At 33.5% G+C, this 22,723-nt stretch carries 21 protein-coding genes; 18 read left to right on the plus strand and 3 right to left on the minus strand.

From position 1 onward, the window contains the following. The first annotated feature begins 10 nt into the window (after window positions 1-10). The 13 genes from BN3326_RS02945 to BN3326_RS03005 all read left to right on the plus strand — a co-directional run bounded on the left by BN3326_RS02945 (window position 11) and on the right by BN3326_RS03005 (window position 11,272). The gene (locus BN3326_RS02945; RefSeq protein ID WP_069997613.1) at window positions 11-1,153 is read left to right on the plus strand and encodes a D-alanyl-D-alanine carboxypeptidase family protein; all 1,143 of its coding nucleotides are present in this window, start codon (window positions 11-13) and stop codon (window positions 1,151-1,153) included. A 21-nt stretch (window positions 1,154-1,174) separates the two neighbouring features. Further along, entirely contained in the window at window positions 1,175-1,894 is a 720-nt protein-coding gene (locus BN3326_RS02950) for a pseudouridine synthase (protein ID WP_069997614.1), read from the plus strand. After that, entirely contained in the window at window positions 1,887-2,456 is a 570-nt protein-coding gene (locus BN3326_RS02955) for a tRNA 5-(aminomethyl)-2-thiouridylate-methyltransferase MnmM (protein ID WP_069997615.1), read from the plus strand. The genes BN3326_RS02950 and BN3326_RS02955 overlap by 8 nt, the downstream gene beginning before the upstream one ends. 162 nt (window positions 2,457-2,618) lie before the next feature. Further along, window positions 2,619-4,130 carry an acyl-CoA carboxylase subunit beta gene (locus tag BN3326_RS02960; RefSeq protein WP_069997616.1) on the plus strand — a complete coding sequence of 504 codons (1,512 nt, stop codon included), beginning with the start codon at window positions 2,619-2,621 and terminating at the stop codon, window positions 4,128-4,130. Between the two features lie 14 nt (window positions 4,131-4,144). Further along, window positions 4,145-4,480 (plus strand): OadG family transporter subunit, encoded by a 336-nt coding sequence (locus BN3326_RS02965; RefSeq protein WP_069997617.1) that lies wholly within the window; start codon window positions 4,145-4,147, stop codon window positions 4,478-4,480. A 38-nt stretch (window positions 4,481-4,518) separates the two neighbouring features. After that, window positions 4,519-4,884 carry a biotin/lipoyl-containing protein gene (locus tag BN3326_RS02970; protein WP_069997618.1) on the plus strand — a complete coding sequence of 122 codons (366 nt, stop codon included), beginning with the start codon at window positions 4,519-4,521 and terminating at the stop codon, window positions 4,882-4,884. Window positions 4,885-4,921: 37 nt separating this feature from the next. Next, window positions 4,922-6,079, plus strand: a complete 1,158-nt coding sequence (locus BN3326_RS02975; RefSeq protein ID WP_069997619.1) for a sodium ion-translocating decarboxylase subunit beta — start codon at window positions 4,922-4,924, stop codon at window positions 6,077-6,079. A gap of 13 nt (window positions 6,080-6,092) precedes the next feature. Further along, the gene (locus tag BN3326_RS02980) at window positions 6,093-7,508 is read left to right on the plus strand and encodes an oxaloacetate decarboxylase subunit alpha (RefSeq protein ID WP_069997620.1); all 1,416 of its coding nucleotides are present in this window, start codon (window positions 6,093-6,095) and stop codon (window positions 7,506-7,508) included. A gap of 127 nt (window positions 7,509-7,635) precedes the next feature. Further along, window positions 7,636-8,532, plus strand: a complete 897-nt coding sequence (locus tag BN3326_RS02985; RefSeq protein ID WP_069997621.1) for a MurR/RpiR family transcriptional regulator — start codon at window positions 7,636-7,638, stop codon at window positions 8,530-8,532. Between the two features lie 45 nt (window positions 8,533-8,577). Beyond that, a complete protein-coding gene (gene aroH, locus BN3326_RS02990) occupies window positions 8,578-8,943 on the plus strand; it encodes a chorismate mutase (RefSeq protein ID WP_207646299.1) in 366 nt (121 codons plus the stop codon). Between the two features lie 11 nt (window positions 8,944-8,954). Next, complete coding sequence (cmk, locus tag BN3326_RS02995) at window positions 8,955-9,620, plus strand: (d)CMP kinase (protein ID WP_069997622.1); 666 nt, start codon at window positions 8,955-8,957, stop codon at window positions 9,618-9,620. A gap of 17 nt (window positions 9,621-9,637) precedes the next feature. Beyond that, complete coding sequence (gene ispH / locus BN3326_RS03000; RefSeq protein ID WP_069997623.1) at window positions 9,638-10,480, plus strand: 4-hydroxy-3-methylbut-2-enyl diphosphate reductase; 843 nt, start codon at window positions 9,638-9,640, stop codon at window positions 10,478-10,480. A 12-nt stretch (window positions 10,481-10,492) separates the two neighbouring features. After that, on the plus strand, window positions 10,493-11,272 hold the full coding sequence (locus BN3326_RS03005) for a CheR family methyltransferase (RefSeq protein WP_069997624.1): 780 nt from the start codon (window positions 10,493-10,495) through the stop codon (window positions 11,270-11,272). 20 nt (window positions 11,273-11,292) lie between these two features. On the opposite strand, the gene BN3326_RS03010 is transcribed toward BN3326_RS03005, so the two are convergent. Continuing rightward, entirely contained in the window at window positions 11,293-12,321 is a 1,029-nt protein-coding gene (locus BN3326_RS03010) for a ribonuclease H-like domain-containing protein (RefSeq protein WP_069997625.1), read from the minus strand. A 15-nt stretch (window positions 12,322-12,336) separates the two neighbouring features. Continuing rightward, window positions 12,337-13,500: a class I SAM-dependent methyltransferase gene (locus tag BN3326_RS03015; protein ID WP_069997626.1), complete on the minus strand. Its 1,164-nt coding sequence runs from the start codon at window positions 13,498-13,500 to the stop codon at window positions 12,337-12,339. A gap of 83 nt (window positions 13,501-13,583) precedes the next feature. Here BN3326_RS03015 and BN3326_RS03020 point away from each other — a divergent pair, with 83 nt between their 5' ends. Both BN3326_RS03020 and BN3326_RS03025 read left to right on the plus strand, forming a co-directional pair. Then, entirely contained in the window at window positions 13,584-16,091 is a 2,508-nt protein-coding gene (locus BN3326_RS03020; protein ID WP_207646300.1) for an ATP-dependent helicase, read from the plus strand. 60 nt (window positions 16,092-16,151) lie between these two features. Continuing rightward, window positions 16,152-16,649 carry a methylglyoxal synthase gene (locus tag BN3326_RS03025; protein WP_069997628.1) on the plus strand — a complete coding sequence of 166 codons (498 nt, stop codon included), beginning with the start codon at window positions 16,152-16,154 and terminating at the stop codon, window positions 16,647-16,649. Window positions 16,650-17,166: 517 nt separating this feature from the next. Here BN3326_RS03025 and BN3326_RS03030 read toward each other — a convergent pair. Beyond that, window positions 17,167-18,657, minus strand: coding sequence for a flotillin family protein (locus BN3326_RS03030; protein ID WP_083258482.1), 1,491 nt, complete (start codon window positions 18,655-18,657; stop codon window positions 17,167-17,169). A gap of 269 nt (window positions 18,658-18,926) precedes the next feature. Here BN3326_RS03030 and BN3326_RS03035 point away from each other — a divergent pair, with 269 nt between their 5' ends. From BN3326_RS03035 to BN3326_RS03045, 3 genes are all read left to right on the plus strand, one after another. Next, the gene (locus tag BN3326_RS03035; RefSeq protein WP_069997629.1) at window positions 18,927-19,985 is read left to right on the plus strand and encodes a tyrosine-type recombinase/integrase; all 1,059 of its coding nucleotides are present in this window, start codon (window positions 18,927-18,929) and stop codon (window positions 19,983-19,985) included. A gap of 73 nt (window positions 19,986-20,058) precedes the next feature. Beyond that, window positions 20,059-20,670: a transcriptional repressor LexA gene (gene lexA, locus BN3326_RS03040; RefSeq protein ID WP_069997630.1), complete on the plus strand. Its 612-nt coding sequence runs from the start codon at window positions 20,059-20,061 to the stop codon at window positions 20,668-20,670. A 109-nt stretch (window positions 20,671-20,779) separates the two neighbouring features. Continuing rightward, a complete protein-coding gene (locus BN3326_RS03045; protein ID WP_069997631.1) occupies window positions 20,780-22,723 on the plus strand; it encodes an NAD(+) synthase in 1,944 nt (647 codons plus the stop codon).

Consider the following 22,723-nt stretch of genomic DNA (forward strand, 5'->3'; position numbering starts at 1 on the left):
GAGCAAGTTTATGAAACAACTTATAGCAATCATACTATCTAGCACAATTATTTTTTCATCCTCACACTTATATGCTGATGATCTTAAACAGAAGATTCATTCTAAAGGAGCAGTATTAATCGAACAAGATAGTAAAAGGGTACTGTTTGAAAAAAACGCTTATGCAACGATGCCCATGGCAAGTACAACCAAAATCATGACATGTATTGTAGCCTTAGAAAAAGGCCATTTAGAGGATATTGTTACAGTATCTCAAAGAGCTGCGAGAGCCCCAGCAGTTAAACTGCATCTTAAGCCCAATGAAAAACAAAGACTTGGTGATTTGCTTTATTCACTCATGTTAGAATCACATAATGATACGGCAGTAGCCATTGCAGAACATATAGGCGGTTCAGTAGAAGAATTTTGCAATATGATGACAATGAAGGCTAAAGAGATAGGTGCTCAAAATACATGTTTTAAGACGCCTAATGGACTAGATGCAGCAGAGCATTATACAACAGCATATGATTTAGCATTAATAGGAGCGTATGCCCTTTCAAATCCTAAGCTAGTAAAAATTATTACCACAACAAGTATTAACATTCCGACACAAAAATTAGAAGGAAGCAAATCACATGGACTGCAAAATAAGAACCGTTTTATATATAGCTATAAAGGCGCAACAGGTATGAAGACAGGTTTTACAAACAAAGCAGGACATTGTTTTGTGGGTTCTGCAAATCAAGAAGGTATGCAGCTAATAGGAGTGGCACTAGCGGCAGGATGGGGAAATAAAGGTAAAAATCAAAAATACAGGGATGTTATGACACTAATGGACTATGGGTTTCACCATTATAAAAAGTATGATGTCATTGTTCCTCAAAAAGACTATGCAAGTATAGCTGTAAAGAAAGGCGTGCCAGATACTTTGACTTTAGAATGCAGCGAAAAAGTAACCTTACCGCTTTCTAAAGAAGAAAAGCAGAATGTAGTCCTTAAAAAAGTAATACCGACTTCAATAAATGCCCCAGTAGAAAAAGGAGAAATTGTAGGGCGCGTAGAAATCTTATACGAAAGCAATACATTGGCACAAGCAAGTTTAAAGGCACAAAATGATGTTAGAAAAGCAACAGTTATCGATTATATCAAAAAGTGGTTTAAAATGAAATAATATACCCAAAAGGGGGATTTTATGAGATTACAAAAATACCTTGCAAGCTGTGGGGTGGCATCAAGAAGAAAGTGTGAAGAGTATATACTGCAAGGAAGGGTACAGGTTAATGGAGTAGTTATCACAGAACTTGGTACAAAGGTCAATGAGGATGATTGCATAATGTGGGATGATAAGGTCATTAAAGATGAGCAATCGTATCAATATTATGCTTTAAATAAACCTATAGGTTATGTAACTACCGTTAAGGATGAAAAAGACAGGGCAACTGTTTTAGATTTTTTTCAAGAGATAGGTACAAGAATTTACCCGATTGGAAGACTCGATTATAATACATCAGGGCTTCTGCTTCTAACAAATGATGGAGATTTGACCTATGGACTTACTCATCCGAAATATCATGTCAATAAGACTTATCATGTTAAAGTAAAAGGGAAGGTTGAGGGCTGGGCGATAGAAAAATTAAGAAAAGGAGTAATTATTGACGGTAAAATAACTGCTCCTGCTATGGTGGAAATCATTGAAGGAAACCAAAGTATGACCTATTTGTCTATGACTATACATGAGGGAAGAAATAGGCAAATTAGAAAAATGTGTGAAGCGGTAGGCCATAGTGTACTTAAGTTGATGCGCGTTTCTATAGGTGAAATCACATTAGATGATCTATTAATAGGACAATATAGAAAGCTTACAGAAGATGAAGTGAACTATCTAAAGAAAATAGGGGGTATTCATGTTTGAGCGTAATATGACTTCTAATGCACACCAAATCATTAGGAGTCATTTAAAAGGTCTAAATAAAAACAATCTAGTTGCTGTAGATGGCACAGTTGGTAATGGATTGGATTTAGCATTTTTAATGCAGCTTGAAACGGTTGAAAGGGTTATAGGATTCGACATACAGCAGGAAGCAATTAATACTGGGAATAATCTCGCCGGGGAGTGTAATAAACATGTAGAGCTCATTTTAGATTCACATCATCATATTGATAAGTATATAGATAAAATAAATATTGCTATGTTTAATCTAGGCTACTTGCCAAAAGGGGATAAAAAGATAGTAACAAGGTGTGAGACAAGTATGCTGGCTATAGAGAAGACGATTGAGCGACTTGCAGATGGTGGTATTTTGACGATCATGACTTATCAAGGGCATGATGAAGGCAATAAGGAGTATCAAAAGATTGATACCTATTTATCAAACTTTTATGACCGTTCTGTTAATGTATTTAATCTTTCTTTAAAAAATACATATAAGTCATGTCCGAATTTATATGTTGTTATAAAAAACTGTCACTCTTAGATAGGAAAGTTTTAGTAAATGATTATAAACGACGAATATTAAGAATATATTTAATGGTATGCAATATTTCCTATTTAGGTTGCGTATTGCAAAATACTCTAGTATACTATAAATGGCGATTTTTGCACTTTGTTTTAAATAATTTTAAATGGAGGGTATTAGATGAGCACTTTAGAAAAATTATCTGAATTAGAATCTCGAAGAGCTGCTATAGAAAATAGTGGCAATGAAGATGCTAAAAAAGTGTCACTTGCTAAAGGCAAGCTATCAGCAAGAGACAGGATTACAAACTTACTTGATGAGAACAGTTTTGTTGAAATAGGAGCGTTTATTCGCAGCAAAAGTACAGCATTCAACATGGGTGTTCTAGATACACCAGCTGATGGTTTAGTGTCTGGATATGGTACTATTAATGGAAATCCTGTATATGTGTATAGTCAAGATGCAAATGTCTTAGGTGGTGCTATAGGTGAAATGCACGCTAAGAAAATTGTAAGAATTTACAATGATGCACTTAAGATGGGTGTACCGGTTATCGGTATACTAGATACTGTAGGGATAAGACTGCAGGAATCGATAGATGCACTAGAAGGATATGGCTCAATATTTATGCAAATGACTAATGCTTCAGGCGTCATTCCACAGATTGCAATTGTATGTGGAGACTGCGCGGGAGGTGCAGCATTTATAGCAGGACTCTCAGATTTCGTGTTCATGCCAGCCAAAACAGCAAGAATGTTTTTAAATAGCCCGAATACTATTGATGATAAATCAGCAGACTTTGATCATATTGCAACAGCCAAAGTGCATTTTGAAGAAAGTGGACTTGCGAGTTTTATTGCCGATCAAGAAACAGACGTAATAAGAGAGGTAAGAAATCTTATTACATATCTACCACAGAGTAATTCAGAAGACGTTCCATTTTATAATGTAACAGATGATATTAATAGAATGGATGCAAACCTTAATCAATTTGATTTTTCTGCAAATCAAGTTAAAGATATTGTAGCATCTATTGTTGATAATGGAGAATATTTAGAACTTAATAGTAAATATGGGGCTGATGCGTTAACAGCTTTTGCACGTATGAATGGTGGAACTGTAGGGGTTATTGCTAATATAACATCTACAGTGGATTATCATGCAGTAAAAAAGATGACTAAGTTCGTCAGTTTGTGTGATGGCTTTAATATTCCAGTCGTTACACTGACTCAGGCCACTCGTTTTACATCTACGCTTCTCACTGAAAAGCTGGGGATAATTAAAGAGTGCAGTAAATTAGTGCATGCTTTTGCAAATGCGACAGTGCCTAAAATCAATGTTATTTTAAATGAAGCTTTTGGCAGCAGCTATATAGCGATGAATAGTAAACATATAGGAGCTGATTATGTTTATGCATGGCCAACAGCTAAAGTTTCTACTTTAAATGCAGAGAGTGCTGTTAAAATTATATATGATGATGAAATTAAGAATGCATCCGTAGCGAGTGAAGTGCTTAGTCAGAAGATTGCTGAATATGAACATTTAAATAGCAGTGCCTATGCAGTAGCGGCTAGAGGATATATTGATGATATCATTGAGCCGGCAGCCACAAGAAAAAGAGTTATAGCAGCATTAGAAATATTATCTACAAAACAAGTAGATACGTTATATAAAAAACACCCAACAGTATAAGGTAGGTGAAAACAATGGATTTTAATGCAAATTTCAATCAATTTGTAGAAGGATTAAGTACATTTTTAATCGGAGTTAGTATTGTTTTTGCGACACTTGTATTACTTATTTTAATTATTCGTATAATAAGTAAAATAGTAGCATCTATAGAAAATGCAGGGGCAAAAAGCCAAGCAAAAATGGAACCAAAATTAACTAGCACAGTACCGGTGGTGCCAGTGGCAGAAAAAAGATCTGATGATCTTGAGCTCGTTGCAGTTATTACTGCTGTTATAGCTGCAAGTATGGGAACAACATCTGATAAGCTTCAAGTAAGATCTTTAAGAAAAGTTGAGCGTAAAACAAGATAAATAAAAATCAAGTGAGAATGATGAGGAGGACTTTAACTATGAAAAAATTTCAAGTAACTGTTAATGGTAATGCATATGAAGTAGAAGTAGAAGAAATAGGTGGAAGCTTTTCGCCATCTGCAGCACCGGCATCAGCACCAACGGCTGCGCCAGCAGCTCCAAAAGCAGTACCAGCAGCGGTGCCAGCTAATGCTGTAAAGGTAGGCGCACCTATGCCAGGGAAAATTGTAGGCGTAAAAGTAGCTGTTGGACAAACGATTAATGAAGGGGATTTAGTAGCTGTTTTAGAAGCTATGAAAATGGAAAACGAAATTTTTGCATCAAAAAGCGGAACTATTGCATCCGTAAATGTAACAACAGGCGCTATGGTTGAGACGAATGATGTTATTGTAACTATTAACTAGTTCCATACCCATATTTTAAAAAGGAGGAACATTAACAATGAATATAGGCAGTATATTTATAGAGTCAATCAAAGAATTTGCACTTGATTCAGGTTTTGCACATTTGTCAGATTGGCGATATATTATCATGATTGCTGTAGCCTGTGTATTACTATACCTTGCTATCGCTAAAGGATTTGAACCTTTATTACTTGTTCCTATTGCTTTTGGTATGTTGCTTGTTAACTTACCTGCAACTGGAATTATAGATTCAGCCAAAAGTGCTAACGAGCCAGGGGGGTTATTCTACTACTTAAAGTACGGTAAAGATCTGGGCATCTATCCGCCACTTATTTTTGTTGGAGTAGGTGCAATGACTGATTTTGGACCACTTATTGCAAACCCTAAAAGCTTGCTATTAGGAGCAGCGGCACAGTTTGGTATTTTCTTTGCTTTTTTAGGAGCCTTATTATTAGGTTTTACACCATCAGAAGCTGCTTCTATTGGTATTATAGGTGGGGCAGATGGCCCGACTGCGATCTATTTAACGGTTAAACTGGCACCACATCTTTTAGGTTCAATTGCTGTTGCAGCATATTCTTATATGGCATTAGTACCTGTTATCCAGCCACCTATTATGAGAGCTTTAACAACTAAAGAGCAGCGTATGGTAAAGATGGAGCAACTAAGACCTGTATCACGTGTTGAAAAAATAGTATTCCCTATTGCAGTTACTATTATTGTTTCGTTATTATTACCTTCAGCTAGTACACTGATCGGAATGCTTATGTTTGGTAATCTTTTAAAAGAAGTGGCTGCAACCAACAGACTTGCAGACGTAGCAAGTAATGCTTTAATGTCAATAGTAACCATTTTATTAGGACTTACTGTAGGTGCAACTACAAAGGCTGATACTTTTTTAACACCACAGACAGCTGGCATTATTATATTAGGCCTTGCAGCTTTTTGTGTTGGGACAGGAAGTGGCGTATTGTTCGGAAAGATTATGTATTATATGAGTGGTAAAAAGATTAATCCTCTTCTTGGAGCGGCAGGTGTTTCAGCGGTTCCTATGGCAGCTCGTGTAGTACAAAAGGTTGGACAAGAGGACTGCCCTTCTAACTTCTTACTAATGCATGCTATGGGTCCTAATGTAGCAGGTGTTATTGGGTCAGCTATTGCAGCAGGTATATTATTATCAATCTATGGAAACTAAAGGAGGTTATAAGATGTCTAATGTAGAGACTAGACCTGTTAAAATAATGGATACAACGCTTCGTGATGCGCATCAATCGCTTATTGCTACTAGAATGACGACTGAGCAAATTATTCCTATTGTATCAAAAATGGATAAGGTGGGTTTTCATGCTTTAGAAGTATGGGGTGGTGCAACATTTGATGCTTCACTGCGTTTCTTGAAAGAAGATCCATGGGATAGACTTAGAAAGATTAGAAATGAAGCTAAAAATACTAAACTTCAAATGCTTTTTAGAGGACAAAATATATTGGGCTACCGACACTATGCAGATGATGTAGTAGAGTATTTTGTTCAAAAAAGTATAGCAAATGGTATAGATATTATTCGTATCTTTGATGCCTTAAATGATTTGAGAAACTTACAAACAGCAGTACAGGCTGCTAATAAAGAAAAGGGGCACGCTCAAGTTGCAATCTCTTATACAATAAGCGATGTACATACACTTGACTATTATGTAAATCTTGCTAAAGAGATTGAACAAATGGGAGCAAATTCTATTTGTATTAAAGATATGGCGGGACTTTTAGTACCCTATAAAGCTGCAGAACTCGTAGGTGCTTTAAAAGCAGCAGTACCTAATCTGCCTATCCAGCTTCATACACATTATACAAGTGGGGTAGCAGCTATGACTTATCTCAAAGCTATAGAAGCAGGCTGTGATATTATTGATACAGCAATGTCACCACTTGCAATGGGAACTTCACAGCCTGCTACAGAAGTACTAGTAGCAACCTTTAAAGGTACTCCTTATGATACCGGAATTGATTCAGAGGCATTAACGGATATAACAGAGTACTTTAGACCACTTAGAGAAGAAGCTCTTAAGAGTGGGCTTATGAGTACAAAGATGCTTGAAGTAGATATTAATACATTACGTTATCAAGTGCCAGGGGGTATGCTTTCAAATCTTGTATCACAACTGAAACAGCAGAATGCTGAAGATAAATATTATGAAGTATTACAAGAAATACCAAGGGTGCGTGCTGACTTTGGTTATTTGCCGCTTGTAACGCCTACAAGTCAAATTGTTGGGACTCAAGCTGTATTTAATGTATTAGCCGGAGAACGGTATAAGATGGTATCTAAAGAATCTAAGGGCATTGTAAAAGGTGAATATGGGAGAACGCCTGTTCCTATTTCAGAAGAAGTTATCAAAAAAATTATTGGTAGTGAAGAACGTATTACATGTAGACCAGCTGATTTAATTCAGCCTGAGCTTGAAAAATTAGAAAAAGAAATGGGAATGTATAAGATGCAGGAGGAAGATGTTTTAACTTATGCGCTTTTCCCACAAGTAGCTACAGATTTCTTTAAATATAGAGAAGCCCAGCAGACTAAAGTGGATCCTAATATTGCAGATTCAAAACTTAAAACGTATCCAGTATAAAGAGAATATTCTATTAAAAGACAGTGTGATTTTTACACTGTCTTTTTCATTTCTTTTATAAAAAGGGTATGATATAATAGACCATGATATCATTAGAATAGGAATATAAAATGAAAGGATAAGCAATATGAATAAGAATGATTTGATTCATAGGATTAGAAAAAACATGTTGCAACTAAGCAAGGGACAAAAGCTGATTGCAAATTATGTTTTAGAACACTATGAAAAAGCAGTTTATTTAACAGCTGCAAAGTTAGGTACAATAGTAGGGGTAAGCGAGTCTACAGTTGTACGTTTTGCAAATGAATTAGGTTACGATGGCTATCCGAAATTCCAGGAAGCCTTAGAAGAGCTTGTTAAAAGTAAGTTAACTGCTATGCAAAGATTAGAAGTAACTACTGATAGAATCAACATGCAGCATGTTTTAAAAAGTGTACTGCAAACAGATGAAGAGAAAATACGTTATACGAGAGAGCAGATAGATGAAATAGCTTTTGATCAGGCTGTAGATAAAATACTAAAGGCAAAGACTATTTATATATTAGGCGTGAGAAGCAGTGCTGGTCTTGCTAATTTTTTGGGTTTTTATTTTAATATTATATTTGATAATATTAAACTTATAAGTACAAATAGTATAAGTGAAATGTTTGAGATTATTCATCGTATTGATAAAAATGATGTTATTATTGGGATAAGCTTTCCCAGATATTCAAAAAGAGTACTTAAAGCGTTGGAGTTTGCAAAAAGTAAGGAAGCTAGTATTATAGCCATTACAGATAGCTATATTGCGCCTATAGCAAGTTATTCAGACTATACGTTAGTAGGCAGAAGTGAAATGATTTCGTTTGTAGATTCTCTAGTTGCACCACTTAGTATTATTAATGCTATTATTGTGGCAGTTAGCCTTAAGAAAAAAGATGAAATTGCAGCTAATCTTGAAAACTTAGAAAATATATGGGTAGAATATGAAGTATATGATGACTCACAAAAAGATATTTATTCTTCACCTTTAGAAGCAGATTGAAAAATAAATTAGTTTTTACAAATGATTATAATAGAGGAGAATTTTATGAGTATGATAAGTATACGTGGAGCTATTACAACAGACCACAATTCAAAGACTGAGATTTTGCAAGCTACAAAAGAAATGATCGAAGCAATTATTGATTCCAACAATCTTCAAATAGATCAAATTATCCAAATTCTGTTTAGTACAACTAAAGATTTGGACGAAGTATATCCTGCTGTTGCAGCCAGGGAGATGGGACTTACTGCTGCTGCACTTATGTGCTTCCAAGAAATGTATGTAAAAGGTTCACTTGAAAAGTGTATACGTGTTTCAATATTGGCAGATGCCGAGGGTTTAAATACACATAATGTTAAACATCAGTACTTAAGACGTGCAAAATGTTTGCGTGTTGATTTAATGAAATAAAGGAGTATTCTATGAAAAAGATTTCAATTGCTATTGATGGCCCTGCTGGAGCAGGAAAAAGTACTATAGCTAAAGTACTAGCTAAAAGAATAGGATGTATTTATATTGATACGGGAGCCATGTATAGAGCAGTGGGCTTATATTGTATCCAAAATAATATTGACTATTATGATGAAAAGGCAGTAAATAGTGTGATTAGTGAGCTGCAAATAGATATTTATGCACAAGATAATCAGCAGGCAATTTATTTAAATGGCAGAGATATCAGTAGGGAGATTAGAACAGATGAAGTTGCAGCAGCAGCATCTAAAGTAGCTACTTATAAAGAGGTAAGAACTGCTCTAGTTAGGCAACAACGGCAAATGCAAAGCGAAAAATCAGTTGTAATGGATGGTAGAGATATAGGAACTGTTGTAATGCCAGATGCTACGCTTAAGGTTTTCCTTACAGCTTCTGTAGTTGAGAGGGCAAAAAGAAGGTTTGAGGAGTATCACAATAAAGGGGTAAATGTTACGCTAGAAGAACTTACTCAAGAAATTATAGAGCGAGATTATCAGGATTCAAACCGGGAGATTTCGCCGCTCAAAAAAGCTGATGATGCCGTTGAAATTGATACAACTTTATTAGGAATAGATGAAATTGTAGATAAAATTATGAGCTTCATTATAGAACACTAACTTGGGAGCTGATCAATATGAACATTATACTTGCAAAGACTGCTGGATTTTGTTTTGGTGTAAAAAGAGCTGTTGATATGGCATATAAGTATCAAAACACTTTAAACACCTATACATTTGGACCGATTATTCATAATGATGTAGTGATTAATAATCTTATAGAAAAGGGTATTAGCCCTATTAATCAGTTAGAGGATAAAGAGGTTGATACACTTATTATACGTTCTCATGGTGTTACCCCTAAGGTTTATCAATCAGCAAAAGAAAAGAATATTACATTAGTTGATGCAACTTGCCCTTATGTAAAAAAAATTCATAGATTAGTAGAAGAATATTTTCTTAAGGGATACGAGATTATTATTATAGGGAATAAAACACATCCGGAAGTTGAAGGAATTAATGGCTGGGCACATAATAAATGCTTTATTGTTAAGGATTTAGCAGATCTAATAGATTTAAATCTTAATAAAAAAGTGTCAAAATATTTACTTGTTGCACAAACGACTTATAAGAAAGAAGTAGTAACGCCCATCATACAATATCTTGAGGCAGAAGGGTACCAGCATAAGTATATTAATACTATATGTAATGCTACAAAAGCAAGGCAAGAAGAAGCAGTAAACATTGCACAAAAAGCAGAGTGTATGCTTGTGATAGGAAGCCCTTATAGTTCTAATACTTTAAAGTTATATGAAATTTGCAAACAGTATTGTGAAGACAGTTATTGCATTGCACAGGCACATGAACTCACTCATGAAATGATTTATAATTGCAATGTTGTTGGTATTACGGCAGGAGCTTCTACACCAGCATCTGTTATAGAGGAAGTTATTCAAAAACTTCATCAAATGAATACTTAGGGGGGGCTGATAATGAACTACGAAACATTTAAAATACAAGTGTTGGATTTAACTGGGATTAATTTAAGTGCCTATAAAGAAAATCAAATGAAAAGACGTATTGATGCAATTGTTAAAAAAAACCAATGTAATAATTATTCAGAATACATCATTTTATTAAAATCTAACGCATCGAGTTTGCAGGAATTTGTTACGTATCTTACAATTAATGTTACGGAATTTTTTAGAAATCCTTCGCAATGGGATATTTTAGAGAAACAGATTTTCCCTTTGCTCCTTCAGAAGAAGCGCCAGATTAAAATATGGAGCGCCGCATGTTCTACAGGAGATGAGCCGTATTCGTTAGCAATGGTACTATCAAAGTTTATGCCTTTAAATCAAATCAATATTATAGCAACAGATCTTGATAAAGAAGTATTAGAAAAAGCTAGGGCTGGTCAGTATATAGGACGAAGTATAGCAAATGTACCCAAGGAGTTTCAAGAAAAATATTTTACTGAAAATAAGGGTATATATAGTATCAGACCTAATCTTAAAGAGTGTATAACCTTTAAGCAACATAATCTCTTAAAAGATCCTTATCCTTCTAGTATAGATTTGATTGTTTGTAGAAATGTACTTATTTATTTTACAGAAGAAGCTAAAAAGCAAATCTATACTAACTTTAATAGGGCATTAGCAGATGATGGGATATTATTTGTGGGAAGTACTGAACAAATTATTATGTGCCAAGACTATGGGTTTGAATCTTATAAAATATTTTTCTACCAAAAGGCAGGACTCAAAAGATAGAGTCCTGTTTTTTTACATTTTTATCTAGTAGTTAACAAGTAGACAACTTGCTGTATTATAAAAGTTATAAGTTTAGGATCTTCTTGATATTCAATAAATAAAGCTTCATTATCATTATACCATTTATCAAAAGTTATTTTAAAAGGTGTATAAATACGTATGAATGTCCCTGCTTTAGTAACAAAACATTGTTTTTTAGAAACTTTTACTTTGAGATCTTTTGCAATGAATTGTGCAACAGACTTATGAATCAATTGATTTTGTCCTTTGATCAAATAATAATCTTTAGCAGGCGTTAAAAATTTTTTAAATACGCCGGTATAGAGCATAATCTTCAAATAGATGATAGATGTATTTGGCTGCCAACTCAAACTAGTACCTTCAAGTTGAATATCACAATGTGTGTGAAAATTAAAAGTTACTTGTAAGGCAATCTGTAAAGTGTCGTTATTTCTTGCAATCTCTATAAGTTGGCAGCTTGAAAGTTGGTAGAGCGTATTGTAATATTCATAGAATGAGAGTAAACTGCCAAGTTCTTCTAAATGATGATTTAAAATAATTGTTTGATAGGTTATTAATTGTGTGTTTTCAAAGAGCTTATAGAGTGAGACAAGTTCCTTACCCGTTACAGATGTTTTGCGTTGATAGCCTAAAACATTTTCAATAGAAAGTCTTTTAGGGTTTAGTATACAGAGCGTTTCTTTCATATCTATAAAGAGAAGGGATTTAAAGGAGTCAGAATTTAGTCCATGAGACTCAAGCCTTGCAAGGATGAATGGAATGTCAAACCTTTTACCATTATAAGTATAAACTTTTTGATAAGCAGTGCAAAATTCCAAAAAACTTTTAAGGATTTTAACTTCATCAGATCTATTTTCGGCAAACCATTGTATACTACTTACAGACATATCGTTTTTTTTATAGACAATACCTATACAGATAATACAATCATTAGTTTTGGAAAGTCCGGTTGTTTCAATATCTAATAAAAAACGTACATTTGACAATGTGGCAAATGGGTGATTGAATTTATCATAAATTATTTGCATAAAGGCATCCTCTTTTTAAATAAGGTGATCTGAAGGAAGGTTTAATAGCCTTGCTAAACTTAAATCAAGGTTCAGTGTATCACATAGATTTTGATACTTTGTATAGCTTAGCGTATCAAATGAAGCAGATGTTTTTAAAACAGCTCTTAACAAAATATTTTTTGGGGTGTGTACCATATCAATAAATTCTATTACATCAACTTTATAGCCTATTATTTCTAGAATATTGGCTCTCAAACCATCTGTCATAAGTGCGGCTATTCTTTCCTTTAAAAGTCCATATTTTAAAATAGGTTCTAAATTATCATTTTGAATTTGTGTATAGGCTTCATGATGACAACAAGGAACTGCGAGTATAACTTTTGACTGCCAGCCTATAGCTTTTTCAAGGGCACTGTCAGTAGCAGTATTACATGCATGTAATGAAACAACCATATCAATTTGCTGATCAGTTGTATAATGTCCGATATCACCTACTTGAAATATAAGATCATTATAACGTAGTTTTTTTGCTAAATCATTACAAAAGGTAATGACATCTTCTTTTAAATCGAGTCCGATTACCATAGCTTTTCTGCCAAGTATGGTATTTAAATAATGATATAGGGCAAAAGTTAAATAAGATTTGCCACAGCCAAAGTCTACAATACGTATAGGATCATTAGGAAGTGCTTCAAGAACATCTGAAACAATTTCAAGATAGCGATTAATTTGTTTGTACTTATCATATTTAGAGGGTTTTATTTTCTCATTTGCATCCATAATATCCAAAGCTTTCAAAAAAGGAGCAGAAGAAGGCGTATCTAGAATATAGCTTTTTTGTCTATTATGAGAAATTGCGATTGGGAGTTTTTGAGTAGGAGGCTTGGCTTTAATAGTTGCTTCTCCTTTTTTATTAACTAATATATGATAATCATGTAAAGTAGTAAAAAACTGTATTTGTTTAAACCCCACACAATGACTGTTTATAAAACTACTCATATTCTCTAAGTCGATATTCTCATGAAATGCTTTATTATCCTTAAACATAGTAAACTGTATATATAATGCATCATTAATAGTAACGTAGGCAGCAGTGATTTTCTTGAAGCCATCGTTTTTTCTGGGATTACTAAAGGCACATTTGATAAATGTTCCATCAGAGATTGCATTATTAATTAAGTTGATAAAGTTTTTCATAACATTTCTCCAGTATTTTAAATTTTACTCTAATCATACTATGAAAAAATAAGGTATGCAATAAAATGTATGTTATAATCAAAGTGAATAGAGGTGAAAATGTGTTTGAAGAAGATTATATAAGTTTAAATGAGGCACAAAGGCAGGTAGTCACTACAACTCATCAAAATGCGCTCGTTTTAGCTCCAGCAGGGACAGGTAAAACAAAGGTTATTGCTATGCGTAGTACTTATTTAATAAGAAATAATATATTACCAAAAGAACTCTTATGTCTTACCTTTACCAATAAGGCGGCTAAAGAAATGAAAGAGCGTATTAACTTATATTTGCCTGAGCAGTCTAAAGATATTACTATAAAAACATTTCATGCTTTTTGTTATATACTTATTAGCTCTGAAAAGCAAGCTTCACGTTTTTCATTTCCTTGTACGATTATTGATGAAACAGATAGTGATAGTATTATTAAAAAGATTATTGAAGCAGAGGGATTTAATGATGAGAGGATTTATTATCCAGAGCTGCGTACTTTTATTGAAAATATCAAACGACACAGTTTAAACTTTAATAGAGAAGAACGTTATTACTATAAAAAAATTGTAGCAAGTTATTTTAAAGAACAATTTGGTCACCAAAAGACAAAAAAAAATTTTATAATAAAGCATGGATTTATACTATTTAACGCTTATCAAAACTATCTAAAGGAAAATAATTGTATAGATTTTATGGACCTTATTGTAGAAGCTAGATATTTATTAGAGCAAAATGAAATAAAAGAGAAGTGGAACAAAAAATACAAATATATCCAAGTCGATGAAATGCAAGATACCAGTATAAGGGAATATGAAATTATTAAGATGATTACAGGAAGCAATAATCTAAGTATGTTTGGAGATTTTAATCAGACCATTTATGAATGGAGAGGATCAAACCCTAAAGGCATGGTAAGTGACTTTAAAAAAGATTTCAAGCCTAAATATATGACTCTTTCTATAAATTATAGATCAACGAAAGTGCTTTTAGAAGCTGCTAATAACTATATAAGAAATAGCCATTTATATCCTATACAATGTATGCCTACATCACACATTAATGGGGATAAAATCAGCATTATACAAGCACCCACTAAAAAAGATGAAATTAATCTTATTGCAGAATCTATTAAATTACAAAAAGCAAATCAGAGCATTGTGGTGCTTACTAGAACAAATGAATATGCAAAAGTTATATCTGAAACTTTTCAAAAACAACAAATTCCATGTACGCTTATCGAAGATACAAAATTTTTTAGGAGAAAAGAAGTAAAAGACTTATTGGCATTTTTTGATTATAGTATTAATCAAAGAAATGGTCATGCGCTTCTAAAAATATGTCATCATGCCTATTTGAATATGGAAGGATGGCTCTTAAGCCGCTTAAATCACACAAAAGATATTTATATGTTTTTATGTGATTGGTTTAGTGCGGAGTCCAAGGATCCGTATGCGAACTTGCAGACGGCCTATATGCAACATCAGATTATTGTTTTAGATGTAGAGTCAACGGGCCTCGATACGACTAAAGATGATATTATTCAAATTGCGGCTATAAGATATGGTAGGGATGGCATAAGGGATACGTTAGATATTTTAGTCAAACCGACTCAATGTGTAGGGAACTCTTATTTTGTACATGGCTTTAGCGATGAAGTGCTTCAGGAAAAAGGCTTAGATCCAAGCGATGCGCTGAAGAAGCTATTAGCATTTGTTGAAAACAGTGTAATTGTTGGACATAATGTAAATTATGATTTACAGATTATAAAAAGTATGTTAAACCGGTATCATCTTGAAACGATACAGCCAATTGCGGTTTATGATACATTAGATTTAGCTTATAAAATTTATCCACATATGAGTAATTATAAATTAGAAACGCTTGCAAATCATTTAAACACACATGCTAAACCTAATCATAATGCTCTGCAGGATATTTTAGCTACAAGTGAGATATTAACACATTTATTAAACCAGATTAGATTAAAAGCACAAGATAGATTTGAGATGCTTGAAGCACTCTATAGTTATATAGGGGAATATAAGCATAAGGTGCTTAATATCAGTCACCACATACTTAATCATTCTATACCGGACAGTATAAGTTATATGATGAATACATGTGAGTTTAAAAAATATTACTCACAACAAGAGATAAAGAGTATTAGAGAATTCTATAGAATCTCGAGAGAACTTTATGATCAGCGGCTTTCCATACAAGATAACATTATTCAGCTGCTTAATTATGCTGCAATGCATTATAGTGAAATAGAACAAAGTGAGCTTTTTAAAGACAGAATACCCATTATAACAATTCATCAAGCGAAAGGTTTAGAATTTGATGATGTATATATAGCTGGATGTAATGATAAAGTATTACCCCTAGCTAAAAGCATAAGAGATAATCATTTAGAAGAAGAAAAGCGACTATTTTACGTAGGTATGACAAGGGCACGCAAAAATCTTTTTTTATCTTATCATCATGAGGCACCCAAAAGCATTTTCATTGATGAAATTGGCCAGCAATATATACAATATAAAACATATAGCCAAAAACTCTAAATCACGCTATAATAAAGGTGAAATCACACTAAGTATACACTTAAACAGGGAGGATATAATATGAGCGAAATGAACGACGTTACCATTGTAAAGATGGAAAGACAAAAAAGTATAGCTTTAATTGCCCATGATAATAGAAAAAAAGATATGATTGAATGGGTAAAAGTTAATAAAGAAAGATTAGGTAAGCATTTTTTATGCGGTACAGGTACAACTGCCAGGTTGCTTGCTAAAGAAACGGATCTTCCGATAACAGCTTTTAACAGTGGACCATTAGGTGGAGATCAGCAAATCGGATGCAGAATTGTTGAAGGGAATATAGATTTTATGATTTTCTTTTGGGATCCACTAGCAGCACAGCCCCATGACCCAGATGTAAAGGCACTTCTTCGTATTGCAGCACTTTATGATATACCCGTAGCAAGTAATCAGTCTACAGCAGACTTTTTGATTTCATCACCTTTAATGGATCAGGAATACGATAGAAAGATTATTGATTATGCAAAAAGGATTAGGCTCAGAACAGAGGCTTATGCTGAGAACCAGCCATTATCATAATCTTGTTAATAGCCTGTTTTAAAACAAGTTAATAGATGTATCAAAAGGTCGCTTATAACTAAAAGGTTCTAAGGGACTTTTTTTGATGGTGAGATAAGAATAAATGTATCCATATTAATATTAACTACTTAGAAGAATAAAATGCGTAATAATAATTTTTTAATAAATGCATGTAAATAAAAGCACTTAAGAAGAGTTTTTTATTTATTATTATAATACACTTCGTAAAACTTGTGTTTCGCGAATAGTATAAGTTATAGAAGTACACGCTCTATTTTGTGTTTTTTTATTTTCAAGGCTTCTATTGTCTAGTGACAATAATATATAACCAATCATGACAACAAACGTATACTAGTACGCTTAACATATAAAGTATGAATAACAATCGCTTAATCTAAACTTTATTATTTCCTAAAAATACCATATACAATATCAAAAATACAAATAAAGAGAGATCATAAGATAAAGTATATCTTATGATCTCTTGTGTCCCTCGACATTAATAAAGAATTTTAGCTTATTCTTCGATGTCGCTGGCAATTTCATCCATATTCATTTCATAATTCTTGATGGATTTCTCAGTATTTATAGTGTTACTACTCATAGCTTTTGTACCAATAATGCCTGCAATAAAACTTTTAATGTCAATACCAAGAGCATCAGTTAAGCTATCCGTAATTTGAGTAGCAGATTTTGTGATATCTCCTACTAACCTTGTGGTATTACCCTCGCCGTACATTGTAATCTTATCGACTTTTTCAAGTGGTTTTGCAACGTTTGCAGCAATTTCAGGAAGAACTTTAAAGTACATTTCAAGTACAGCAGCCTCTTGCATTTTTTGCATCGCTTCAGCTTTTTTATCAATACCTTCAGCTTCTGCAAGTCCTTTAGCTCTAATACCATCAGCTTCAGCCAGTGCTACAGCTTTAATACCTATTGCCTCTTCTTCTTTTGCTACTCTTTCGGCCTCTGCTTTTGCCTTTAATGCTTCTGCCTGCTGAAGAGCTTCAAATTTTTCAGCTTCCGCTTTTTTCTGTCTTTCATAGAGGTTAGCGTCAGCTTGCTGTTGTTTAGCATAACGATCAGCTTCCGCTTTTTTCTTAATTTCAGCTTCCAGAGTTTTTTCTTTAATCTGTACTTCTCTTTCTTTCAGCTCTATTTCTTTTTCTTGTTTTGCAAGATTAGCATTAGCTGATGTGATTTCCATAGTTTTTCGTTGCTCTTCTTTTTGGATATCATAAGCCATATCTGCTTCAGCTTTTTTAATGTCCTCTGTTTTCTTAAGTTCAGCTTTTTTTATGGCTAACTGATTTTGTTTAATAGCAATCTCTTGGTCAGCAGAAACTTTTGCATCGTTAGATTCCTTATCAGCCATTGCTTGTGCCATATTTACATCTCTTTCAGATTCAGCTCTAACGATAGCTGCATTCTTCTTAATTTTAGTTGTATTATCTATCCCTAGGTCTTCAATAATACCATTTTTATCAGAAAAGTTTTGAACATTAAAGGATACAATTTCAATACCCATTTTTCGCATATCGGGTACTGCGTTTTCTTGTACCTTTTTGGCGAACTCTTGCCTGTCTGAAATCATGTTTTCAAGCGTCATTGTTCCAACGATTTCACGGATATTTCCTTCTAGAACATCTGTTACCATATCTACTATGTATTGTTCTTTTTGATTTAGAAAGTTTTCGGCAGCCAGTTTAATAAGTGCTGGATCTGATGAGATCTTTACTGTAACTACTGCATCAACATTAACATTAATAAACTCGTTAGTAGGTACAGATTCACGGGTTTTTACATCAATCTTCATGATTTTAAGCGTAAGCCTGTCTTTTCTTTCAAGGAAGGGGATTTTAATTGCAGCTTTTCCAATAACAATTTTTGCTGTTTTCTTTAACCCGGAAATAAGAATGGCTTCATCAGGACTAGCTTTTACATAGCCACTCATAATAATGACAAAAAATAATAATACACCTACTGCAATAATACCATATAACATCATAATTTATCTCTCCTTAAATAACTTATTTAACAGAAATTGATACTTCATATCTTTATATTTTGCTCCTTTCCTGTTTTTTAATTAGTTGATAATTTCATTATAACATAAAATATAAGTTATATAACAAATATTTGGAAATATCATACATTAAAATATTTAAATTTAAAATTTGAACTTCATAGTTAAAGTATTATATAATGTATTTAGATAAGGTGCGATATTAATCTAAAGAAGGATTACTGAAGGCAATCTAAAAGGAAGTGAAGCATATGTCCAGTTATCAAGAAAATAGAAAGAAGTATATAACCATTAAAACAAGAGAATTATTAAAAGAACTCCCCTCTTTTATCTTTGACTTTTTTAGAGGGATTGAACATACCTCAAGTGTTAATACAAGGCTTGCCTATGCCTATGACCTGCGTATTTTCTTTGAATATCTGCATAAAAATGTAGAAGTATTTATGGGCCTCTCTTCTATTACTGAAATCACATTAGAATCGCTAGATGATGTATCGCCAAGAGATATAGAGATGTTTTTAGAATATCTTTCATATTATGAAAAAACACTTAATGATCAGCATGCAATATATTATCAAAATGGCCAAAATGGCAAGGCTAGAAAACTTGCATCGCTCAAAACACTTTACCATTATTTCTATAGGCAAGAACGCATTAAACGTAATCCCACCTCTATTGTGGATATGCCTAGAATATATGAAAAGCCAATTATAAAATTAGAAATTGATGAAGTTGCTAGATTACTAGATATTGTTGAATCTGGAGAAGCACTTACTGAAAAACAAAAAATATATCATCGTTTTACTAAAAAAAGAGATTTAGCCATTATAGCTATGCTTTTGGGAACTGGTATTCGTGTTTCAGAATGTGTAGGGCTTAACTTAGAAGATATTGACTTTAATTATAATGGTATAAAAATCACACGCAAAGGTGGTAATGAAACTATTGTATATTTTAGCACTGAAGTTGAAGAGATTTTAAGAGACTATATTGAAGAAAGAAATATAAAAGAATGTAAGACTGTGGACCACCCTCTCTTCTTATCTATGCAAGGTAAGAGAATTTCTGTAAGGACCGTACAGCTACTAGTTAAAAAATATAGTGCACTGGTTACCAGCCTCAAAAAGATTACGCCGCATAAGTTAAGATCTACATATGGCACGCAGCTTTATCAGGAAACAGGGGATATTTACTTAGTAGCTGATGTTCTAGGCCATAAAGACGTTAATACCACTAAAAAACATTATGCTAAAATGGATGATGAAAGAAGACGCAAAGCTGCATCAATTATTAAGCTTAGAGAAACTTAAAAAGAACACATGTTTGCTTATTTGATTGAAACATGCTATAATATGGCTATCTTATAGGAGTTAGAGGGATATCATGGATACTACACTTACCAATAAACAAGAGCAAATATTAAATTACATCAAGCAAGTCTTACGGGATAAAGGTTATCCGCCTTCAGTGAGAGAAATTTGTACTGCTGTAGAACTAAGCTCTACTTCTACTGTACACAGCCATTTAAATACGCTTGAGAAAAAAGGTTTTATTAGAAGAGATCCTACAAAACCAAGAACCATAGAGATACTTGATGAAGAGCATGATTGGATTATGGATCATGTAAGTGCTGTTCCGGTTATCGGTAAGGTTACAGCAGGAGAACCTATTCTAGCTATAGAGAATATAGAAGAATATTTTCCGCTTCCTAATCATATGGCACGTAATGAAGATATCTATATGCTTAAAGTATCTGGAACAAGTATGATTAATGCAGGAATACTAGATGGCGATCAGATTATCGTAAAACAACAAGACAGTGCGCATAATGGAGATATAGTAGTAGCGCTATTAGACGACGATGTTACAGTTAAGCGGTTTTTTAAAGAAAAAGACTGTGTGCGTCTTCAGCCTGAAAATGACACGATGTCACCTATATATATCAATAAAGTTAAAATATTAGGAAAAGTAATAGGACTTTTTAGAGAATTTTAAGCAGATATTATTATAATGTCTGCTTTTGTGTTATATTATTGTAAGATAGATATGTAATTATATTTTTAGATAATTAAAATTGATAGTACAAAAGATAGGAGCTTATAGGATGTCATATCATTTTTTAAAGGTGTGTGCAGCTACACCACAATTACTGGTTGGAGACTGTAAATATAATACAGAGCAAATAATAGATTGTATGAAACAATCAAGCGGACACCGTGCAAGCCTTACACTTTTTCCAGAACTTTGCATGACTGGTTATAGCTGCGGTGACTTGTTCTTTCAAACTACTCTATTAGAAGAGACGGAAAAAAACATTACACTTATATTAGAAGAATCTAAAGCACACGAGCAGATTTTTATAATAGGAGCAGCGATCCCTCACGAGGGTAATTTATATAATACGGCTATTGTAATCCTTAAAGGGAAAATATTGGGAATTATTCCTAAGACCTATCTGCCTAATTATAATGAGTTTTATGAAAAACGTTGGTTTCATTCAGCGCATGATATGATTAGTACAACAATTACTTATTGTGGATTTACTGTGCCTTTTTCGCCGTATATTTTATTTGAAGCTAGTAATATACCTTATTTGACTTTAGCAGCGGAGGTTTGCGAAGATTTATGGGCTGTTGTTTCACCAAGTCTGTATCATGCATTAGCAGGTGCAAATATCATTGTTAATCCTTCAGCGAGTAATGAAATTGTTGGCAAAGATATCTATAGAAGAAGACTTATTGCTCAGCAGTCTGCAAGAACAATGTCCGCATATATATATACTTCTTCAGGAATAAGTGAGTCAACAACAGATCTTGCCTTTAGCGGGCACAAGCTTATTTATGAAAATGGTAATAAGATAGCAGAATCCGAACTTTTTGAAAGAGGTAATGCGCTTTTATTTGGTATTATAGATCTTGAAAGAATCTTTATAGAGAGAATTAAGCAAAATAACTTCAAACACTCCTCTATCGTTCGGAACTTAGAGTATCAGACTGTAAACTTTGAACTGACTCCTCTAGAATTTGAATGGGAAAGATTTATTGATCCACATCCATTTGTGCCTTCAGATGAAGCTGTAAGGACAGAACGCTGCAAGCACATCTTTAATATCCAGGCTAATGCACTTGCACGCAGAATGGAACATACAAGAAGTGAAAAACTTGTCATAGGAATATCAGGAGGGCTTGACTCTACCCTTGCACTTCTTGTGGCTATAAAAGCTATTCAAATCTTAGGACTTAATCCTTCTCAAATTTTAGGGGTAACTATGCCTGGATTTGGAACAAGTGACAGGACTTATAATAATGCTGTTAATCTGATGAAGTTATTAGGGATTACATTAAAAGAAATATCTATTGTAGAGTCAGTTAAACAACATTTAATGGATATTGAGCATGATATTAATATACACGATGTAACTTATGAAAACGCACAAGCAAGAGAACGAACTCAGATCTTAATGGATTTATCTAATAAATATAATGGCATAGTTGTTGGGACCGGTGATTTATCAGAACTAGCTCTTGGATGGGCTACCTATAACGGGGATCACATGTCGATGTATGCAGTTAATTCCTCTATTCCTAAAACATTAGTAAGATATTTAGTAGAATATGCAGCCTACTATGAGAGTGAAGAAAGTATTAAAGAAATTTTAATGGATATATTAGATACCCCTGTAAGTCCAGAACTCTTGCCAACTGATCATTCAGGTGGTATTGCACAAAAGACAGAAGATATTGTTGGACCCTACGAACTTCATGACTTTTATCTTTATAATATGCTGCGATTTGGGTTTAGTCCTTCTAAAATCTACTACTTAGCGCAGCAGGCCTTTAAAGATGTTTATGATGCACATACTATCTTAAAATGGCTTGAAATTTTCTACAGAAGATTTTTCAATCAGCAATTTAAGCGTTCTTGTTTACCGGATGGACCTAAAGTTGGGTCGATTTGTTTATCACCAAGAGGTGATTGGCGTATGCCTTCTGATGCAAGTAGCCGCATATGGTTAGATGAAATACAAACCCTAAAAGCTAACAAATAA

Origin of the sequence: Cellulosilyticum sp. I15G10I2 (assembly GCF_900095725.1) — a bacterium.
Lineage (GTDB): Bacteria > Bacillota > Clostridia > Lachnospirales > Cellulosilyticaceae > FMMP01.